This window comes from Proteus columbae (assembly GCF_002777965.1).
Lineage (GTDB): Bacteria > Pseudomonadota > Gammaproteobacteria > Enterobacterales > Enterobacteriaceae > Proteus > Proteus columbae.
In genome coordinates, this window is sequence record NZ_NGVR01000002.1 from 100907 (window position 1) to 117235 (window position 16329).

At 38.7% G+C, this 16329-nt stretch carries 15 protein-coding genes; 8 read left to right on the forward strand and 7 right to left on the reverse strand.

Going from position 1 to position 16329, the window contains the following annotated elements; translation table 11 throughout:
* Positions 1 to 109: 109 nt before the first annotated feature.
* Positions 110 to 754 (reverse strand): orotate phosphoribosyltransferase, encoded by a 645-nt coding sequence (pyrE, locus tag CBE70_RS00490; protein ID WP_100157772.1) that lies wholly within the window; start codon positions 752 to 754, stop codon positions 110 to 112.
* 80 nt (positions 755 to 834) lie between these two features.
* Positions 835 to 1551, reverse strand: coding sequence for a ribonuclease PH (gene rph, locus CBE70_RS00495; RefSeq protein WP_072064701.1), 717 nt, complete (start codon positions 1549 to 1551; stop codon positions 835 to 837).
* 126 nt (positions 1552 to 1677) lie between these two features.
* Here rph and CBE70_RS00500 point away from each other — a divergent pair, with 126 nt between their 5' ends.
* From CBE70_RS00500 to CBE70_RS00510, 3 genes are all read left to right on the forward strand, one after another.
* Positions 1678 to 2541 (forward strand): YicC/YloC family endoribonuclease, encoded by an 864-nt coding sequence (locus tag CBE70_RS00500; protein ID WP_099073910.1) that lies wholly within the window; start codon positions 1678 to 1680, stop codon positions 2539 to 2541.
* Between the two features lie 169 nt (positions 2542 to 2710).
* Positions 2711 to 2932 carry a type II toxin-antitoxin system Phd/YefM family antitoxin gene (locus CBE70_RS00505; protein WP_072070471.1) on the forward strand — a complete coding sequence of 74 codons (222 nt, stop codon included), beginning with the start codon at positions 2711 to 2713 and terminating at the stop codon, positions 2930 to 2932.
* Positions 2929 to 3309, forward strand: coding sequence for a type II toxin-antitoxin system death-on-curing family toxin (locus tag CBE70_RS00510; RefSeq protein ID WP_100157773.1), 381 nt, complete (start codon positions 2929 to 2931; stop codon positions 3307 to 3309). The genes CBE70_RS00505 and CBE70_RS00510 overlap by 4 nt, the downstream gene beginning before the upstream one ends.
* A gap of 10 nt (positions 3310 to 3319) precedes the next feature.
* On the opposite strand, the gene murQ is transcribed toward CBE70_RS00510, so the two are convergent.
* Complete coding sequence (murQ, locus tag CBE70_RS00515) at positions 3320 to 4219, reverse strand: N-acetylmuramic acid 6-phosphate etherase (protein WP_100157774.1); 900 nt, start codon at positions 4217 to 4219, stop codon at positions 3320 to 3322.
* Between the two features lie 108 nt (positions 4220 to 4327).
* Between murQ and CBE70_RS00520 the strand changes: the two genes are divergently transcribed.
* Positions 4328 to 5065 (forward strand): tetratricopeptide repeat protein, encoded by a 738-nt coding sequence (locus CBE70_RS00520; protein ID WP_100157775.1) that lies wholly within the window; start codon positions 4328 to 4330, stop codon positions 5063 to 5065.
* A 94-nt stretch (positions 5066 to 5159) separates the two neighbouring features.
* Here CBE70_RS00520 and CBE70_RS00525 read toward each other — a convergent pair whose 3' ends face one another.
* Positions 5160 to 5618, reverse strand: coding sequence for a GNAT family N-acetyltransferase (locus tag CBE70_RS00525; RefSeq protein WP_100157776.1), 459 nt, complete (start codon positions 5616 to 5618; stop codon positions 5160 to 5162).
* Positions 5619 to 5745: 127 nt separating this feature from the next.
* On the opposite strand from CBE70_RS00525, the gene pdxR reads away from it, so the two are divergent.
* Positions 5746 to 7233, forward strand: coding sequence for a MocR-like pyridoxine biosynthesis transcription factor PdxR (gene pdxR / locus CBE70_RS00530; RefSeq protein ID WP_100157777.1), 1488 nt, complete (start codon positions 5746 to 5748; stop codon positions 7231 to 7233).
* A gap of 55 nt (positions 7234 to 7288) precedes the next feature.
* Here pdxR and CBE70_RS00535 read toward each other — a convergent pair whose 3' ends face one another.
* Positions 7289 to 7858: a class I SAM-dependent methyltransferase gene (locus tag CBE70_RS00535; protein WP_100157778.1), complete on the reverse strand. Its 570-nt coding sequence runs from the start codon at positions 7856 to 7858 to the stop codon at positions 7289 to 7291.
* A 472-nt stretch (positions 7859 to 8330) separates the two neighbouring features.
* Between CBE70_RS00535 and asd the strand changes: the two genes are divergently transcribed.
* From asd to pepT, 3 genes are all read left to right on the forward strand, one after another.
* Positions 8331 to 9437 (forward strand): aspartate-semialdehyde dehydrogenase, encoded by a 1107-nt coding sequence (asd, locus tag CBE70_RS00540; RefSeq protein WP_100157779.1) that lies wholly within the window; start codon positions 8331 to 8333, stop codon positions 9435 to 9437.
* A gap of 461 nt (positions 9438 to 9898) precedes the next feature.
* The gene (locus tag CBE70_RS00545; protein ID WP_100157780.1) at positions 9899 to 11446 is read left to right on the forward strand and encodes an AbgT family transporter; all 1548 of its coding nucleotides are present in this window, start codon (positions 9899 to 9901) and stop codon (positions 11444 to 11446) included.
* A gap of 41 nt (positions 11447 to 11487) precedes the next feature.
* Positions 11488 to 12723 carry a peptidase T gene (gene pepT / locus CBE70_RS00550; protein ID WP_100157781.1) on the forward strand — a complete coding sequence of 412 codons (1236 nt, stop codon included), beginning with the start codon at positions 11488 to 11490 and terminating at the stop codon, positions 12721 to 12723.
* A 72-nt stretch (positions 12724 to 12795) separates the two neighbouring features.
* Here the strand turns inward: pepT and gyrB are convergent, their stop codons facing one another.
* Positions 12796 to 15210, reverse strand: a complete 2415-nt coding sequence (gene gyrB / locus CBE70_RS00555; protein ID WP_100157782.1) for a DNA topoisomerase (ATP-hydrolyzing) subunit B — start codon at positions 15208 to 15210, stop codon at positions 12796 to 12798.
* 20 nt (positions 15211 to 15230) lie between these two features.
* A complete protein-coding gene (gene recF / locus CBE70_RS00560) occupies positions 15231 to 16319 on the reverse strand; it encodes a DNA replication/repair protein RecF (protein ID WP_088494142.1) in 1089 nt (362 codons plus the stop codon).
* Positions 16320 to 16329: the final 10 nt, after the last annotated feature.

Genomic DNA, 16329 nt, shown 5'->3' on the forward strand with positions numbered 1-16329 from the left:
TGTGATAATTATCGCAGAAGATTCATTGTACTACTCACCCCGCCCATAATTGGGCGAGGGCTTTTTTTTATCTATAATCGACCAACTCGCTTATCGCGTATTAACTTTATTAATTCACACCATAGCGCTCACGATAAGCTTTAACCGCAGGTAAATGCTCAGACAGAGTCTCGCTCTCACTTAGGTAGCTAATTAAATCATCCAAAGTAATAATCGAATACACTTGGCATTGATAGTCACGTTTTAACTCTTGTATTGCAGAAAGTTCTTCTCGCCCTTTCTCTTGTCTATCCAAACTTAATAACACCGCAGAAAGCGTTGCATCATGCTGTTTGATGATTTCCATTGATTCACGAATTGCAGTGCCTGCTGTAATGACATCATCGACAATCACAACATTACCATTTAATGGACTTCCTACTAATGTTCCTCCTTCACCATGATCTTTAGCCTCTTTGCGATTAAAACAGTAAGGGATATCGATATCATGATGTTCAACCAATGCGACTGCCGTTGTCGTTGCAATAGGTATCCCTTTGTAAGCGGGTCCAAACAATACATCACAAGAAACATTATTATCTAATAATGTTTGCGCATAGAACTGCCCCAGTAAAGCCAAATCACGCCCAGTATTAAATAAACCAGCATTGAAAAAGTAAGGACTCACCCTTCCTGATTTCAGTGTGAACTCACCAAATTTCAGGACATTTTTTGCTAATGCTAGTTCGATAAAGCGGCGTTGGTAGGCTTTCATTTCTTTCTCCTCTCTACGTTACTTGATGACAAATTTTAGGCATAAAAAAGGCGACTTCTCAGTCGCCTTAAATATAAAATTTATTGCTTAAGCGCCTCTTTTTGCGCTTCAAATATCTTCTCTAATCCCCCCTTTGCAAGGGCAAGTAGAGCAAGCAATTCTTCATGACTAAATGGTGCACCTTCGGCCGTACCTTGAACCTCAATCATACGTCCATCATCGATCATCACCACATTCATATCTGTTTCTGCTGCCGAATCTTCAACATATTCAAGATCGCATAATGGTTCACCATCAACAATACCCACAGATACAGCGGCTACCATTGATTTAAGAGGGCTCTTTTTCAGTTTGCCTTCTTCAACCATTTTATTTAATGCATCGACTAACGCGACGCAAGCACCAGAGATAGACGCAGTACGCGTACCACCATCTGCTTGAATAACATCACAATCGACAGTGATGGTAAATTCACCTAATGCTTTTAAATCAACAGCGGCACGTAATGAGCGAGCGATTAAACGTTGGATCTCCATAGTACGACCCGTTTGTTTACCACGAGCCGCTTCACGTGCATTACGGCTATTCGTTGCGCGAGGAAGCATGCCGTATTCTGCAGTCACCCATCCTTGCCCTTGTCCTTTAAGAAAACGAGGTACACCGTCTTCTACAGTGGCATTACACAAGACTTTAGTATCACCAAATTCGACTAATACAGAACCTTCAGCATGTTTTGTATAGTGGCGAGTAATGGTAATAGGACGTACTTGGTTTGCTTGTCTGTCTGCTGGACGCATGGTGTTATCTCCGCTTTCTCTGACATATTGGGGGCGCATTATACGACCTAAAATGGCTTATGCCTATCCTTGTATTGATGCATAGGGTTATAATCGTATCATCTTTTACATTATTGAGACCCTATTATGATCCGTAGCATGACCGCTTTTGCTCGCCGAGACATTAAAAAAGACTGGGGTAGCGCTGCATGGGAACTGCGTTCCGTAAACCAACGTTATCTTGAAACTTATATTCGTTTACCTGAGCAATTACGTAGTTTAGAGCCTGTTATTCGTGAACGTCTACGTAATCGCTTAACGCGCGGTAAGATTGAATGTAACCTACGTTTTGATCTTAATGCTCGCTTTCAAGGCGAACTTAATCTTGATGAAAATCTAGCGAAACAACTGATTGTTTCTGCCAATTGGGTAAAAAGTCATAGCCATGAAGGCACTATCAGCCCTTTTGATATTTTACGTTGGCCGGGTGTGATTTCAGCACAAGAGCAAGACTTAGATGCGATTGGCACAGAGCTTTTAGCTGAATTAGATCTAGCAATCGATGCCTTTATTGCTAGTCGTGAAGCCGAAGGGCAAGCCCTCAAAGCACTTATCGAACAACGTTTAGATGCGGTTAGCGCAGAAGTCGTCAAAGTAAGAGCTCAAATGCCAGAAATCTTACAATGGCAACGTGAACGCTTAACCAGCAAATTAGAAGAAGCGCAGGTTCAAATTGATAATAATCGTTTAGAGCAAGAACTTGTGATGTTAGCACAACGCTTAGACGTTGCTGAAGAGCTGGATAGATTAGAGGCTCACGTTAAAGAAACGCGCAAAATCCTCGTTAAAAAAGAAGCGGTAGGTCGCCGCCTTGATTTTATGATGCAAGAATTTAACCGTGAATCCAATACATTAGCATCAAAATCAATTAATACTGAAGTCACCAATTCAGCCATTGAATTAAAAGTTTTAATTGAACAAATGCGTGAGCAGATCCAAAATATCGAGTAAGATTTCTTAGCTGTTTACAGCCTATCATTAAGCCAGCCAATACCTTGTATTTGCTGGCTTTTTTGTTATAACAATTTTCTAATTTTAGTTAGCTTCATTTTTATAAATTGAAAATTGTACACCTGAAATGTACAATTCAAATATACATTAAATAATGTGAGAAAATATTATGCATACTTATACCTCTACTCAAGCTCGGGCTCATATTTCTGAAGTTTTAGACACCGCTATTCATGGTGAGCCTGTAGAAATAACTCGCAGAGATGGCACATCAGCTGTAGTTATTAGTAAGGTTGAATTTGAAGCATACCAAAACGCAAAACTGGATGCTGAATTCGATATAATAATGCAACGTCATGGGCATACAATAAAGGCATTAACAAACCGATGAATTGGGTAAGTGCAAAAGAAGTCATTGCTTTTCATGATAAGATCTTAAAACAACTTCCTGGTGTTGCAGGAATGCCAGAGCCAGGAAGAGCCGAAGCACTTATTTACAGAGTACAAAATCGTACTCATTATGAAGGAATAACAGATATTTATGAGCTAGCTGCAACCTATTGGATCGCCATTTCTCGAGGCCATATTTTTAATGATGGTAATAAACGAACTGCATTTTTTGTCACTATGGTTTTTCTTTATCGCAATGGTATAAAAATAATAGATATTGATGATGTATTGGAAAATTTAACCGTTGATGCAGCCACTGGAGCTAAAAATAGCCAACAGTTAGCACAATACCTAAGAAAATTAAGTGATAAAGACTAAAACTATTTAATCACTCACCCAACGCCTTTCGAATAAACCCTTTATTTTGGTTCAACATCTGCGTGGCTTGAGGTGCATCTACACCCGCTAAGATCATCAAAATCGCCGTTTTACAGTGACGCTGACATTGCGATAGCGCTTCTTCAGCGATTGCTCTTTCACACTCTGTGGCTTGCATTACAATACGAATTTGACGCTCAACCAACTTGGCGTTGGTGGCTTCAACATCCACCATTAAATTACCAAATACCTTACCAATTTTTATCATCGCACCTGTGGTTATCATATTTAAGATAAGCTTTTGTGCAGTGCCTGCTTTCATTCGTGATGATCCTGTGACCACCTCTGCTCCCACAATCGGTGTAATAGCGATATCCGCAATTTGTGCAATAGGGCTTTCAGGATTACAGCTAATTGCGCCTGTTGTAGCACCTAATGATTTTGCATAATTTAAAGCGCCAATGACATAAGGGGTTCTGCCACTTGCAGCGATACCCACTAAAATATCTTTCTCGTTGAAATTAAGTGTGCGTAAATCGTGTTCACCTAACTGGATATCATCTTCTGCATTCTCGACAGCTTGTAAAATAGCCTTATGTCCACCAGCAATTAAACCAATCACCATTTCATGAGGTGTACCATAAGTTGGAGGACATTCACTGGCATCTAAAATCCCTAATCGTCCCGATGTACCTGCTCCGCAATAAATAAGGCGGCCACCTTGAGAAAAAGCAATTGCAACTTTATCAACTAATTGAACAATTTCAGGTAGCGCTTTCTCAACTGCTAATGGCACTTTTTTATCTTCATTATTAATGACTTTTAGCATATCTAATGTTGAAAGTGTGTCTATATTTTCACTGTTATAATTTCTACTTTCAGTGACAAGATTGCTAAGGTCAATCGCCATTATCGCTCTCCCAATATTGTTATTTATTTGATTAAGTCGAAGAAATAAACTGCTTTTATACCATTATTATTGGTAAGATTTTCAAAATCATTACAAACGGTACTCTACATGACATTTATTAAATCTATTTCGACCTTTATCAGTTTAATGGCCCTTTTCTTCTCTTTTTCTGTGCATGCTAATTTTGAAGAACAAGAAAAAAGAGAGTTTGAACAAATCCGCACAGAAGCACTAAACCATAATGCGCAAGCTCAGTATCGATTGGCCGAAATGTATTTAATGGGAACCGGCGTAGAAAAAAATCTTTTTAATGCACAACTATGGGCCAATGAAGCCATAAAAAATGATTATGCCGATGCCTACGCACTACTTGCTGATCTCTATTTATTTAATACTGACCCTTATTTTAAAAACCATTATGTTGATGCAAGAAAATTAGCAACAGTTGCAGCAAATAAAGGAAGCATAAGAGGAAAAATAAGTCTAGCAACAGCTCTGATAGCACCTTTATCGGGTGAAACAGATTACAAAAAAGCAATTGCATTATTAGAAGAAGCCGCAGCAACTCATCAACCAGAACTTGTTTATGCTCCGATTTGGTTAGGTGTTCTTTATAGCGGGGTTGGTAATGTTCCTGTAGATACTGAGAAAGCGAATATGTGGTTTGCAAAAGCCAATGAAATGACTTTTGAAGGATTTGCTCAAGCAATGGCCTCTTTTATGTTCTCTGGTCAATATCATATTATCGAACCAAATAAGCAAAAAGCTGACGAATTAATGAAACAAGCTTGTGAAGAAGCAAAAAAAGTTGGCAATGAGTTCTATTGCCAACAAGAGTTTAATTAACCCAAATTAAATCTAATAAATAACCCTAACTCAGAAAAGAGATGGTAAGTTTTGCCATCTCTTTTATACCCTATCTGCCCTATCTAACGCTCTTTTACAGCGCCATACGGTATTCAATTACACCCGGTTTTTCTGCCACCCAGTTATATAAACGTTGACCGCGTAAATTGGTTTCCTGTGTATGCCAATATAAACGAGCACAATCACGCTGTTTTGCTTGTTGATTAACAAACTCAATAAGTTGCTTACCTACGTGGCGTCCACGAGTATCTGGTGAAACAAATAAATCTTCTAAATAACAAAAATCACTTTCAGCCCATGTTGAACGATGAAAAAGATAATGAACAAAACCCAATACCTTTTCACCTTCCATTGCTACAGCACAATAAACAGGCTCTTTTTCATCAAAAAAACGTGCCCATGTTTTTAATGTTGTCTCTTCTGATAATTCAACTTTATAAAATGCTTGATAACTTAACCAATGTGGCAACCATTGAGCATAATGCTCTTGTTCAACAAACTGAATTGAAACAGTTATTGGTGTTGTGCTCATCTCTTCACTTCCTTCTACTTTTATAAATGCTATAAAAAGGTATCACCTGCCTTTAATCATGGTCATGGTACGTTTAATTTTGGTTCTCAATAAGGTACACTTTTTGTGTTTTTATAGGATCCACTTTATGAAGCAGAAAAAAACGGCGTATTTCCCTAACCTTGTTTTAGAGGAAGGACCTATTGGTTCTCAGGTTTATCACGCAATTAGAAAAGCTATTTTAGATGGGCGCTTAACATCTGGTAGTCGTCTACCATCAAGCCGTACTTTAGCTGAAATGATGTCGATTTCTCGTAATTCTGTTATAGCAGGATTTGAACGTTTAATTGATGAAGGTTATCTATTTACTCGACGCGGTGCAGGTACTTTTGTTGCAAGCACAATCCCTGATGCCATTATTTCGGATAAGTGGATCAAAACAACCCACTCGACTTCTTCACCGTCAATTGAAAGTCCATTAGAAACGCTAAATCCCAATATGCAAAAAGCACAAGCGTTTTGGCAACAGTCGCAACCGAATATCAATAGTAATCCGATGTTTCATGTTGGTGTTGGGTGTGTAGATCTTTTTCCACATGAACTTTGGGGAAGATTATTAGGGCGAGTTTGGCGACAATCAAAAAAAGCACTCGCAACATTTAATTCGCCAACAGGCTATACACCATTAAAAGAGATGATATGCCAATATATGCAATCAACTCGTGGCCTTTATTGCCAACCGGAACAAATTATTATTGTAAATGGAACACAGCAAGCGATTAATCTCACTACCAGAGTATTATTAAAAGAGGGTGATGCCGTTTGGTTAGATGATCCTGGTTATGACAGCGCACGAGGGATCTTCACATCTTATGGTATAAAATCACACCCAATAAGTTCAGATATTGATGGAATGAATGTTTCTCAAGGAATAGAGCAGTGTCCTGAAGCAAAACTTGTTTTTACAACACCTTCACACCAATTTCCTTTAGGTAATACCCTCTCACTTTCACGCCGTATTGCGTTATTAGAGTGGGCATCATCCAATAATGTGTGGATCTTCGAAGATGACTACAATAGCGAATTTCGCTATCACTCTAAACCTATTCAATCTCTACAAGGTTTAGATAAATACCAGCGCGTTATTTATGCCGGTACATTTTCAAAAATGATGTATCCCGGGTTTCGTTTAGGCTTTTTAGTGGTTCCTTTACCTTTAGTTGATGCATTTAAAGCCGCTAAATACTACACCGATTCACATTCTGGCTTTTTAGAGCAAGCAACATTAGCGCTGTTTATTTCTCAAGGACATTATGCACGCCATGTTAGGCGAATACGAAAAGCCTGCTATGAACGCTATCAAGTATTAACTAATGCCATAAAAACACATTTATCTCATGTTTTCTGTGTTGAACCGACAGACTCTGGGATCCACATTGTCTGCTGGCTACTAGCTGACTATACAGAAGAATATATTGTGAAAAAATCACGAGAAATTGGATTAGCTATACAGCCTTTATCTCGTTACTGCATTCAAACTTATCCGAAACAAGGCGTATTATTAGGATATGCTGCTCATGATCCTATGGAAATTGAAAAGAGTATTATTTTGCTTGCTCAAGCATTATCTAAATAAATAACATCTATTCTTAATTTTTATTTACAATACAAACGTCGAGCAAGCTTTGTATTTACCCTATTTTATTTTTTGGCGTACAATAATAAACCCAAGCTGGAGGAACATTCAGCATAACTAATTTTTTTTCTAAATGAAAATAACGAGATAACGTTTTTTCATATCGAGTTGTATATTGAAATAATACAAAACACCCTTGAGTTTTTAATAACTCTTTATGCACTCGTTTTAAAACTCTTAAACCTGTTTTTTTAGGAATAGATAAAAAAGGTAGCCCTGAAATAATCATATTATAATGACTATTTAATTTTTCTGCCGATGCGGCATAAACCCTTAATCGGCTATCATTAATTTTATCTAATTCTGTCGCAAAACTAGGTTCTATTTCAAAAACATCTAATGATGAATTTTCTGACATTCTTTTTAAAATCTGTTGAGTAATAACACCTGTACCAGCACCTAACTCAGCAACTTGAAGATCCTGTTGCCAATTGAGTTTATCCAACATTTCATAACATAACCAACGGGATGAAGGCGCGATAGTACCCATCGTGGTTGGTGAGATCACAAACCGTTTTAAATATGAGTAGTATGTAGATAATGGAATGAATGTGGATATATCCATCTTCGCCTCCTAGTGCCTTTTAATTAAGGTAAAATAAAAATTAGATTAAATGAAGAACATTCATCATTATTTTTATTTATGAAAATACATCATCTATTGAATAATGACTTTCAGTATAAAGCTTGGAGTCATCTCTAAGTAAATACGTTTTTCTTATATATTACACTATTTTACATTTTTCTATTTTTACTCTATTTTCTTAAATAAGAATATGTTTTTATTTATCCTAAAAAAGAAAATAAGATATAGCAGAATATTCTTACACTTTTATGTTTGGTTCATTTTCTTTTTTAACAACTCATTGATATTTGTTCGTTCTGTGGCTTTCTTTTGTTAACTCTACGCAGACTATAAGAAACACTTCTAATTCTTTGGTAAATAATCAATAAATTAACTTGCACCTATCTCTATATTTTGTCAGGTTAGTGTGAGGTCTCTCACTATTCCTACAGATAAAGACAGGGTAATTACAATGAAAAATGTTGGTTTTGTGGGCTGGCGTGGTATGGTCGGCTCCGTTTTAATGCAAAGAATGGTTGAAGAACGTGATTTTGATGGGATAAACCCTGTTTTCTTCACCACATCTCAATTAGGTGAAGCAGCACCTGCTTATGGTAATCACCGTAGCACTCTGCAAGATGCTTATGACATTGATACCTTAGCATCACTCGATATTATCATTAGTTGCCAAGGTGGTGATTACACCAATGAAATCTATCCAAAACTGCGCCAAGCCGGTTGGCAAGGTTACTGGATTGATGCCGCATCAGCACTGCGTATGAATGATGATGCAGTAATTATTCTCGATCCTGTTAATGGACAGCATATTCAAGACAGCTTAAATAAAGGTATTAAAGCCTTTGTCGGTGGTAACTGCACCGTCAGTTTAATGCTGATGTCATTAGGTGGTCTATTTGCTAACAATTTAGTGGAATGGGCAAGCGTATCTACTTATCAGGCGGCTTCTGGGGCTGGTGCTCGCCATATGAGAGAGTTACTGTCACAGATGGGCTCTTTACATAATCAAGTGGTTAAAGAGCTAGAAAACCCAGCTTCTGCAATCTTAGATATTGAACGAAAAGTCACTAACTTTACACGTAGCGGTACAATGCCAACTGAGCAATTTGGTGTTCCGCTTGCGGGTAGCTTGATCCCTTGGATTGATAAACAATTAGAAAATGGTCAAAGCCGTGAAGAGTGGAAAGGACAAGCTGAAACTAACAAGATCCTAAATACAGGTTCAAACATCATTCCTGTGGATGGCCTTTGCGTTCGTATTGGTGCGTTACGTTGCCATAGCCAAGCATTCACCTTAAAACTGAAAAAAGATTTACCCGTTGCAGAGATTGAACAATTGCTCGCAAGCCACAATGATTGGGTAAAAGTCATTCCTAATGATCGTGAATTAACGATGCGTGAATTAACACCCGCCGCAGTCACGGGTACATTGAGCACACCAGTAGGCCGTATTCGTAAACTGAATATGGGCCCTGAATTTATTTCAGCCTTTACGGTGGGTGACCAACTGTTATGGGGTGCTGCAGAGCCTTTACGTCGTATGCTGAATATTCTGCGTTAATATTAATTATTTAGAATATCGACTACTTCTAGAAAATAGAAATGGTTGATATTCTTATTCTCAATAGTTATTAGTTTCATTTTTTATTTTCCCGCCCTTTCTTTTCTCATAAACTATTTTTTAATTTTTCATATTTTATTTATTTTTAATTTTATAGCTCTTTATAAAATACATTTTTTACAATAATTTCAAAAATAACTCTAAAGAATTCAGGCTGATCATTCAGCATAATCCACCTGTTTTTATTCAAAACAGAGTGTAAAAATAAATAAAGTATTTTTTAACAACTGAAAAGTAATGACGACAAAAATCTAAATATAATAATTTCTAATATATTATTCCTTTTCTCTGTCTTTCGTGAAAACTACGGTAACTACTTATTATTTAAAAATAAATTTACTTTGCATTGTCATTTATTTAAGGTGATTTTTATTACTTTAATAAAAAGATGCATTATAAATATGACAACACAAACACAACCCAATAAAAAAGGTTTTTTAAACCGAGTCGAGCGCATTGGTAATATCATGCCTGATGTTACGATGTTGTTCGTTTACGCCTTAGTGATCTGCTGGATATTTTCATTTTTCCTCTCTTTTGTACATTTTGATTATTTTCACCCAGTGACTAAAGAGAAAATCGCCGTTATTAATATGTTTCAGTATGAAGAAATCATATTATTTGTGACAAGTGCGGTAAAAAATTTCATTAGCTTTCCTCCACTTGGAATAACGATTGTTGCAACATTAGGAATTGGTATTGCAGAAAGCAGCGGTTTTATTAAAACGGCTTTAAAAAAAATGCTTTCGTTTATCTCCCCTAAAATGCTGACACCAACGGTTGTTTTTGTTGGTATTGTTGCGCACTTAGCTTCCGACTCCGCTTACGTTATTCTTATGCCAGTCTCTGCAATGATGTTCTATGCCAGTGGTCGTCATCCTTTAGCGGGTATCGCTGCCTCATTTGCAGGTTTAGCGGGTGGATTTACAGCAAGTTATACACCGTCAATTATCGATCCAATCATGCAAAGCTTTACTCAAGAAGCGGCGCAAATTATGGCTCCGGGATATAGCGTTAACGTTTTATGTAACTACTTTTTTAGCCTAGGTGGAACATTTGGCGTTATTTTAACTTGTTGGTATATCACTGAAAAAATTGTAGAGCCTTGGCTAAATAAAAACTGCCCTGTCTCTTCTGGTATTGATACCAAAGATGCAGAGTTAGGTGAAATCACACCAATAGAAAAACGAGCATTCCGTTTTGCAGGTTGGTCAGTTGTGCTGATGGGAATTGGTTTATTTGCACTGTTATTACCAGAAACATCACCATTACGTTCACCAGAAGGCAGTTTAACCAGCCCTAAAGCTCCAATTATGCAAATTGTGGTGCCTTTACTGTTTATCTTCTTTTCTGTACCCGGTTTAATTTATGGCTATATGACCAAGTCTTTTGCTTCCACAAAAGATATTGTCAAAGCAATGGAAAATATCACTAAATCGCTGATCCCATTTATCGTTTTTGCCTTTTTTGCGGCTCAGTTCCTTTACTCATTCCAACACTCAAATTTAGGGACTTTATTAGCATTATCGGGTGCAGAGTTACTGCGTACGCTTAATATGCCTTCAGGTATGACGGTATTAGGTGTAATTTTGCTGACTGCGATTTTAAATATCATGATCACCTCAGCAACATCAAAATGGGCTGTTATTGCACCGGTATTAGTGCCAATGTTAATGGCTGTCGGAATTTCACCTGAATTAACGCAAGCTGCATTCCGTGTCAGTGATTCCGCAATGAATGTGAGTACACCAATGTTCCCATTCTACCCACTGATTTTGATGTATTGCCAAAAATACTATAAAGGGGCGGGTATCGGTACATTGTGCTCAATGATGATCCCTTTCACTATTGGTTTGCTTATTGTATTAACAACTACACTGTTTATTTTCTGGGGGCTCGATATTCCTCTCGGCTTTGACAGTGGATATACATGGCAACCAGCATCATAACTCGCACTTATAAAAACAACTGTATTAGGAACAACATTATAATGAACACCTTAGGTCAAAAGTTAGAACAGCGTTTCTTCCGTTATCTGGCAATTGAAAGCCAAAGTGATGCGTCTGCTTCTGTAGTACCCAGTACACAAGGGCAACTTGAGTTAGCAAAGTTACTGGCTAAAGAGTTGGAAACTTATGGGCTAAAAGATATTTATATCGATTCTCATGCCATTTTATATGCAATGAGACCAGGTACTAAACCCAATGCCCCTAAAGTTGGGTTTGTTGCCCACCTTGATACTGTTGATGTGGGAATTTCACCTGATATTCACCCACAAACACTGCATTATGAAGGGAAAGATCTCTGCTTAAATAAAGAAAAGGATGTCTGGTTTAAAGCTCAAGAACACCCTGAAGCCGAGCCTTATATTGGTGAAGAGATTATCTTCAGTGATGGTACCAGTGTATTAGGTGCTGATAATAAAGCAGCAATCACCGTTGTTATGGAGTTGATGGATAAACTTCAACATGCTGATTTTGATTGTGGCGATATCTATGTTGCGTTTGTACCTGATGAAGAGATTGGATTACGCGGTTCTAAACTGATGGATTTATCTCGCTTCAACGTCGATTTTGCTTACACCATTGATTGCTGTGCATTAGGAGAAGTTGTGTATGAAACCTTTAATGCAGCATCAATTAACGTGTCTGTAAAAGGTGTTACTGCACACCCTATGTCTGCAAAAAACGTATTGTTAAACCCTATTCGTGTTGCTCATGATTTCATTGGCTGTTTTGACCGCTTTGATACACCAGAGCATACTGAGCATCGTGAAGGTTATTTTTACGTTACTGATTTAATCGCAAATCCTGATAATGCTGTTATCAAAATGGCAATCCGTGATTTCGATAAAAAAAGCTATGAAGCCCGTAAGCAATACATTGCACAATCTGTTGAGTTAATACGCGCTCGCCATCCTCGCGCCCAAATCGATTATAAGATTGTCGATGTGTATAGCAATATCAGTGATTCGATTGGGGAAGATCGCACCGCTATCGAACTGATTTTTGAAGCATTAAAACAATTAGATATTCAACCTAATGTGATCCCAATGCGAGGCGGTACAGATGGCTCAGCCCTTTCAGCTCGTGGATTACTGACACCAAATTATTTCACTGGTGCACTGAATTTCCACTCTCGTTTTGAATTTTTACCTGTTAGCTCATTTGAAAAGAGCTATTTAGTGACAGAAATGCTGTGCCGTTTAGCCGGACAACGCGGATAGCGCGATTGTTGTAGCTAAAAAAAAGCGGGGCCGTTTTCACAGCTCCGCTTTTTTATCTCATCTAATCTAAAACTAGATATCAATATTTGCTGCTTTCAGCGCATTCTCTTCGATAAAGGCACGACGTGGTTCAACCGCATCACCCATTAAGGTGGTAAATAATTCATCGGTTGCGATCGCATCTTTTACGGTAACTTGCATCATACGGCGTGTATCTGGGTTCATAGTCGTTTCCCATAATTGCTCTGGGTTCATTTCACCAAGACCTTTATAACGCTGTACAGCAAGACCACGACGTGATTCTTTTGTTAACCACTCAAGTGCTTCTTCAAAGCTTGAAATTGGCTGACGACGCTCACCGCGCTCAATAAACGCACCATCTTCAATTAGGTTACCGATAATGTCACCTAAATGTGTAATACGTTGATATTCGCTACTGTGGATAAAGTCATAATCCAATTTGTAGTCTGTATCCACACCATAAGTACGAATACGTAACACAGGTTCGAACAGACGATTTTCATCGTTTTGAGCAATGGTGTAACTATAAGTACTGCCTTGATCTTCCGCTTCGTTTAAGCGGTTAACCAAGCCACTCATCCACTCTTCAACTTTAGCTTTATCAGATAACGCATCTTCTGTCAGCGTTGAGTGATACACCAAGCTGTTTAACATGCTAAGCGGATAGATACGCTCCATACGGCGAATAATCTTGTGCGCGGCATGGTAATCAACAACCAGTTTTTCAAGTTGCTCACCGTGCATTGCAGGTGCGTGCTCGCTCACATAAAGTGCTGCGCCATCAAGCGCGATCGACATCAGATACTCATCCATTGCGTCATCATCTTTGATGTATTGCTCTTGTTTACCTTTCTTCACTTTGTAAAGTGGCGGCTGAGCAATAAAGATATGACCACGTTCGATAATTTCTGGCATTTGACGATAGAAGAATGTCAGTAGCAGAGTACGAATGTGAGAACCATCGACGTCCGCATCCGTCATGATGATAATGCTGTGATAACGCAGTTTATCTGGGTTATATTCATCACGACCAATACCACAACCTAACGCAGTGATTAATGTTGCAACTTCTTGAGAAGCTAACATTTTATCAAAACGCGCTTTCTCAACGTTGAGGATTTTACCTTTTAACGGAAGAATAGCCTGTGTTTTACGGTTACGCCCTTGTTTTGCAGAGCCACCCGCAGAGTCCCCTTCCACTAAATACAGTTCAGAGAAAGCAGGATCACGTTCAGAACAGTCCGCTAATTTACCCGGTAAGCCACCTAAATCTAATGCGCCTTTACGACGTGTCATCTCTCGTGCTTTACGCGCGGCTTCACGAGCACGAGCAGCATCAATAATTTTACCGACAACAATTTTCGCATCATTTGGATTTTCGAGTAGATATTCCACCAGCTTCTCATTCATCAATGTTTCTACTGCTGTTTTCACTTCTGAAGAGACCAGTTTATCTTTTGTTTGTGATGAGAATTTAGGATCAGGTACTTTAACAGAGATAACCGCAATCAAACCTTCACGAGCATCATCACCCGTTGCACTGATTTTCGATTTCTTATTAAACCCTTCTTTATCCATATAGTTGTTTAACGTACGTGTCATTGCCGTACGGAAACCAACTAAGTGAGTACCGCCATCACGTTGTGGAATATTATTGGTAAAGCAGTAAACATTTTCTTGGAAACCATCATTCCATAACATCGAAATCTCAACACCAATACCGTCTTTTTCTGTTGAGAAATAGAATACATTTTGGTGAATTGGCGTTTTATTACGGCTTAAGTATTCAACGAATGCTTTAATACCGCCTTCATAGTGAAAATGATCTTCACGGTTATCACGTTTATCAATTAAACGGATAGAAACACCTGAGTTTAAGAATGATAATTCACGAAGACGTTTTGCTAGGATCTCATACTGGAATTCAGTCTCACCTTTAAAGGTTTCAAGACTTGGCCAGAAGCGAACAAATGTCCCTGATTTTTCAGTATCGCCAATCACTTTTAAGCGATCATCAGGCACACCATGACGATAAATTTGTTGATGGATATTTCCATCACGATGGATTGTCAGTTCAAGTTTTTCAGACAACGCATTAACAACAGAAACCCCTACACCATGAAGCCCACCAGAGACTTTATAGGAGTTATCATCGAATTTACCCCCCGCATGCAGAACGGTCATAATAACCTCTGCCGCTGAGACACCCTCTTCTGGGTGAATGCCGGTTGGAATTCCACGACCATCATCTCGAACAGAGACGGAGTTATCTGAATGGATAGTGACAATTATCTCATCACAGAAACCCGCGAGGGCTTCGTCGATTGCGTTGTCGACCACCTCGAAGACCATGTGATGCAGACCGGTTCCATCATCTGTATCCCCGATATACATCCCCGGGCGCTTACGCACCGCATCCAGCCCTTTTAATACTTTGATACTTGAGGAGTCATATGTATTCGACATCAACGTTTCTCGCTTTATTCCTATGGTTTAACCTCTATTTTGCCACGTTCTACGCTAAATAGCCTGCTATTTACATCTAGCATATCTTTCACTTGCCCTTGTGTTATCGCACTGACAAACACTTGAGCTTGCGTAGACTTTAGACGCTCGGCTAACAACTGACGCCGACTCGCATCTAATTCGGAAGCAAAATCATCGAGCAGATACAGGCATCTTTGCCCATTCTTACGAGTGAAATATTCACCTTGTGCCAGCCTCAAAGCACACATCAACAACTTTAGCTGGCCTCGTGACAACATATCTTCTACTGGCGTGCCGTTTGCTCTAATACGTAAATCCGCTTTATGAGCACCAAGTGAGGTATACGCTAACATTTTATCACGTTCAAATTGACGTGCTAGCAACTCACCATAATCTGTTTCTTTATCCCATCCCCGTTGAAAGCTAACTTTCAACGAAAACTCAGGCAAAAACAGACGACACGTTTCTTCAATATCTTTAGCGATATCTTCGGTATATTGAGCTCGCCATTCACTTATCTGTTCTGTTAATGAGATAAGTTCTTTATCCCAAGGCATCAGTTGTCGATAAGACGTTGCTTGCCTCAGTGCTGCATTACGTTGTTTTAATACACGTTTTAAATCTGACCATGCAGCAAAAAATCGAGGTTCATTATGAAAACAACCCCAATCAATAAAAGCACGACGATATTTAGGCCCACCATTTAGTAGTGTAAAGCCTTCAGGTGTTATTAATTGCATAGGTAACAATTTTGCTAACTCTGCAATTTTATGACCATCGCTGCCATCAATACGAACCGTACTATTGCCTTCGCGATCTTTACTTAATCCAATCGCATAGCCACGGCTCTCTTCATTTAGCCCACTTAAGCGCCCATGAAGAATAAATTCATTTTCATCATGCTGGATCACGCGATTAGCTTGAGAGCTACGAAATGCGCGTCCGTGGCCTAACGTGTAAATCGCTTCAAGTATACTTGTTTTACCACTCCCGTTAGGTCCAACAAGGAAATTAAAGCCATCCGCTAATGGCAGATCCGCCTGTTCAATGTTTCTAAAATGACGGATCAATAAACGGGATAAAATCATGTTAGTGACT

What these genes read in the sequence shown, in the direction of transcription:
- pyrE (WP_100157772.1), bottom strand. Translation starts at nt 754, where the DNA reads ATGAAAGCCTACCAACGCCGCTTTATCGAACTAGCATTAGCAAAAAAT.
- rph (WP_072064701.1), bottom strand. Translation starts at nt 1,551, where the DNA reads ATGCGTCCAGCAGACAGACAAGCAAACCAAGTACGTCCTATTACCATT.
- CBE70_RS00500 (WP_099073910.1), top strand. Translation starts at nt 1,678, where the DNA reads ATGATCCGTAGCATGACCGCTTTTGCTCGCCGAGACATTAAAAAAGAC.
- CBE70_RS00505 (WP_072070471.1), top strand. Translation starts at nt 2,711, where the DNA reads ATGCATACTTATACCTCTACTCAAGCTCGGGCTCATATTTCTGAAGTT.
- CBE70_RS00510 (WP_100157773.1), top strand. Translation starts at nt 2,929, where the DNA reads ATGAATTGGGTAAGTGCAAAAGAAGTCATTGCTTTTCATGATAAGATC.
- murQ (WP_100157774.1), bottom strand. Translation starts at nt 4,219, where the DNA reads ATGGCGATTGACCTTAGCAATCTTGTCACTGAAAGTAGAAATTATAAC.
- CBE70_RS00520 (WP_100157775.1), top strand. Translation starts at nt 4,328, where the DNA reads ATGACATTTATTAAATCTATTTCGACCTTTATCAGTTTAATGGCCCTT.
- CBE70_RS00525 (WP_100157776.1), bottom strand. Translation starts at nt 5,618, where the DNA reads ATGAGCACAACACCAATAACTGTTTCAATTCAGTTTGTTGAACAAGAG.
- pdxR (WP_100157777.1), top strand. Translation starts at nt 5,746, where the DNA reads ATGAAGCAGAAAAAAACGGCGTATTTCCCTAACCTTGTTTTAGAGGAA.
- CBE70_RS00535 (WP_100157778.1), bottom strand. Translation starts at nt 7,858, where the DNA reads ATGGATATATCCACATTCATTCCATTATCTACATACTACTCATATTTA.
- asd (WP_100157779.1), top strand. Translation starts at nt 8,331, where the DNA reads ATGAAAAATGTTGGTTTTGTGGGCTGGCGTGGTATGGTCGGCTCCGTT.
- CBE70_RS00545 (WP_100157780.1), top strand. Translation starts at nt 9,899, where the DNA reads ATGACAACACAAACACAACCCAATAAAAAAGGTTTTTTAAACCGAGTC.
- pepT (WP_100157781.1), top strand. Translation starts at nt 11,488, where the DNA reads ATGAACACCTTAGGTCAAAAGTTAGAACAGCGTTTCTTCCGTTATCTG.
- gyrB (WP_100157782.1), bottom strand. Translation starts at nt 15,210, where the DNA reads ATGTCGAATACATATGACTCCTCAAGTATCAAAGTATTAAAAGGGCTG.
- recF (WP_088494142.1), bottom strand. Translation starts at nt 16,319, where the DNA reads ATGATTTTATCCCGTTTATTGATCCGTCATTTTAGAAACATTGAACAG.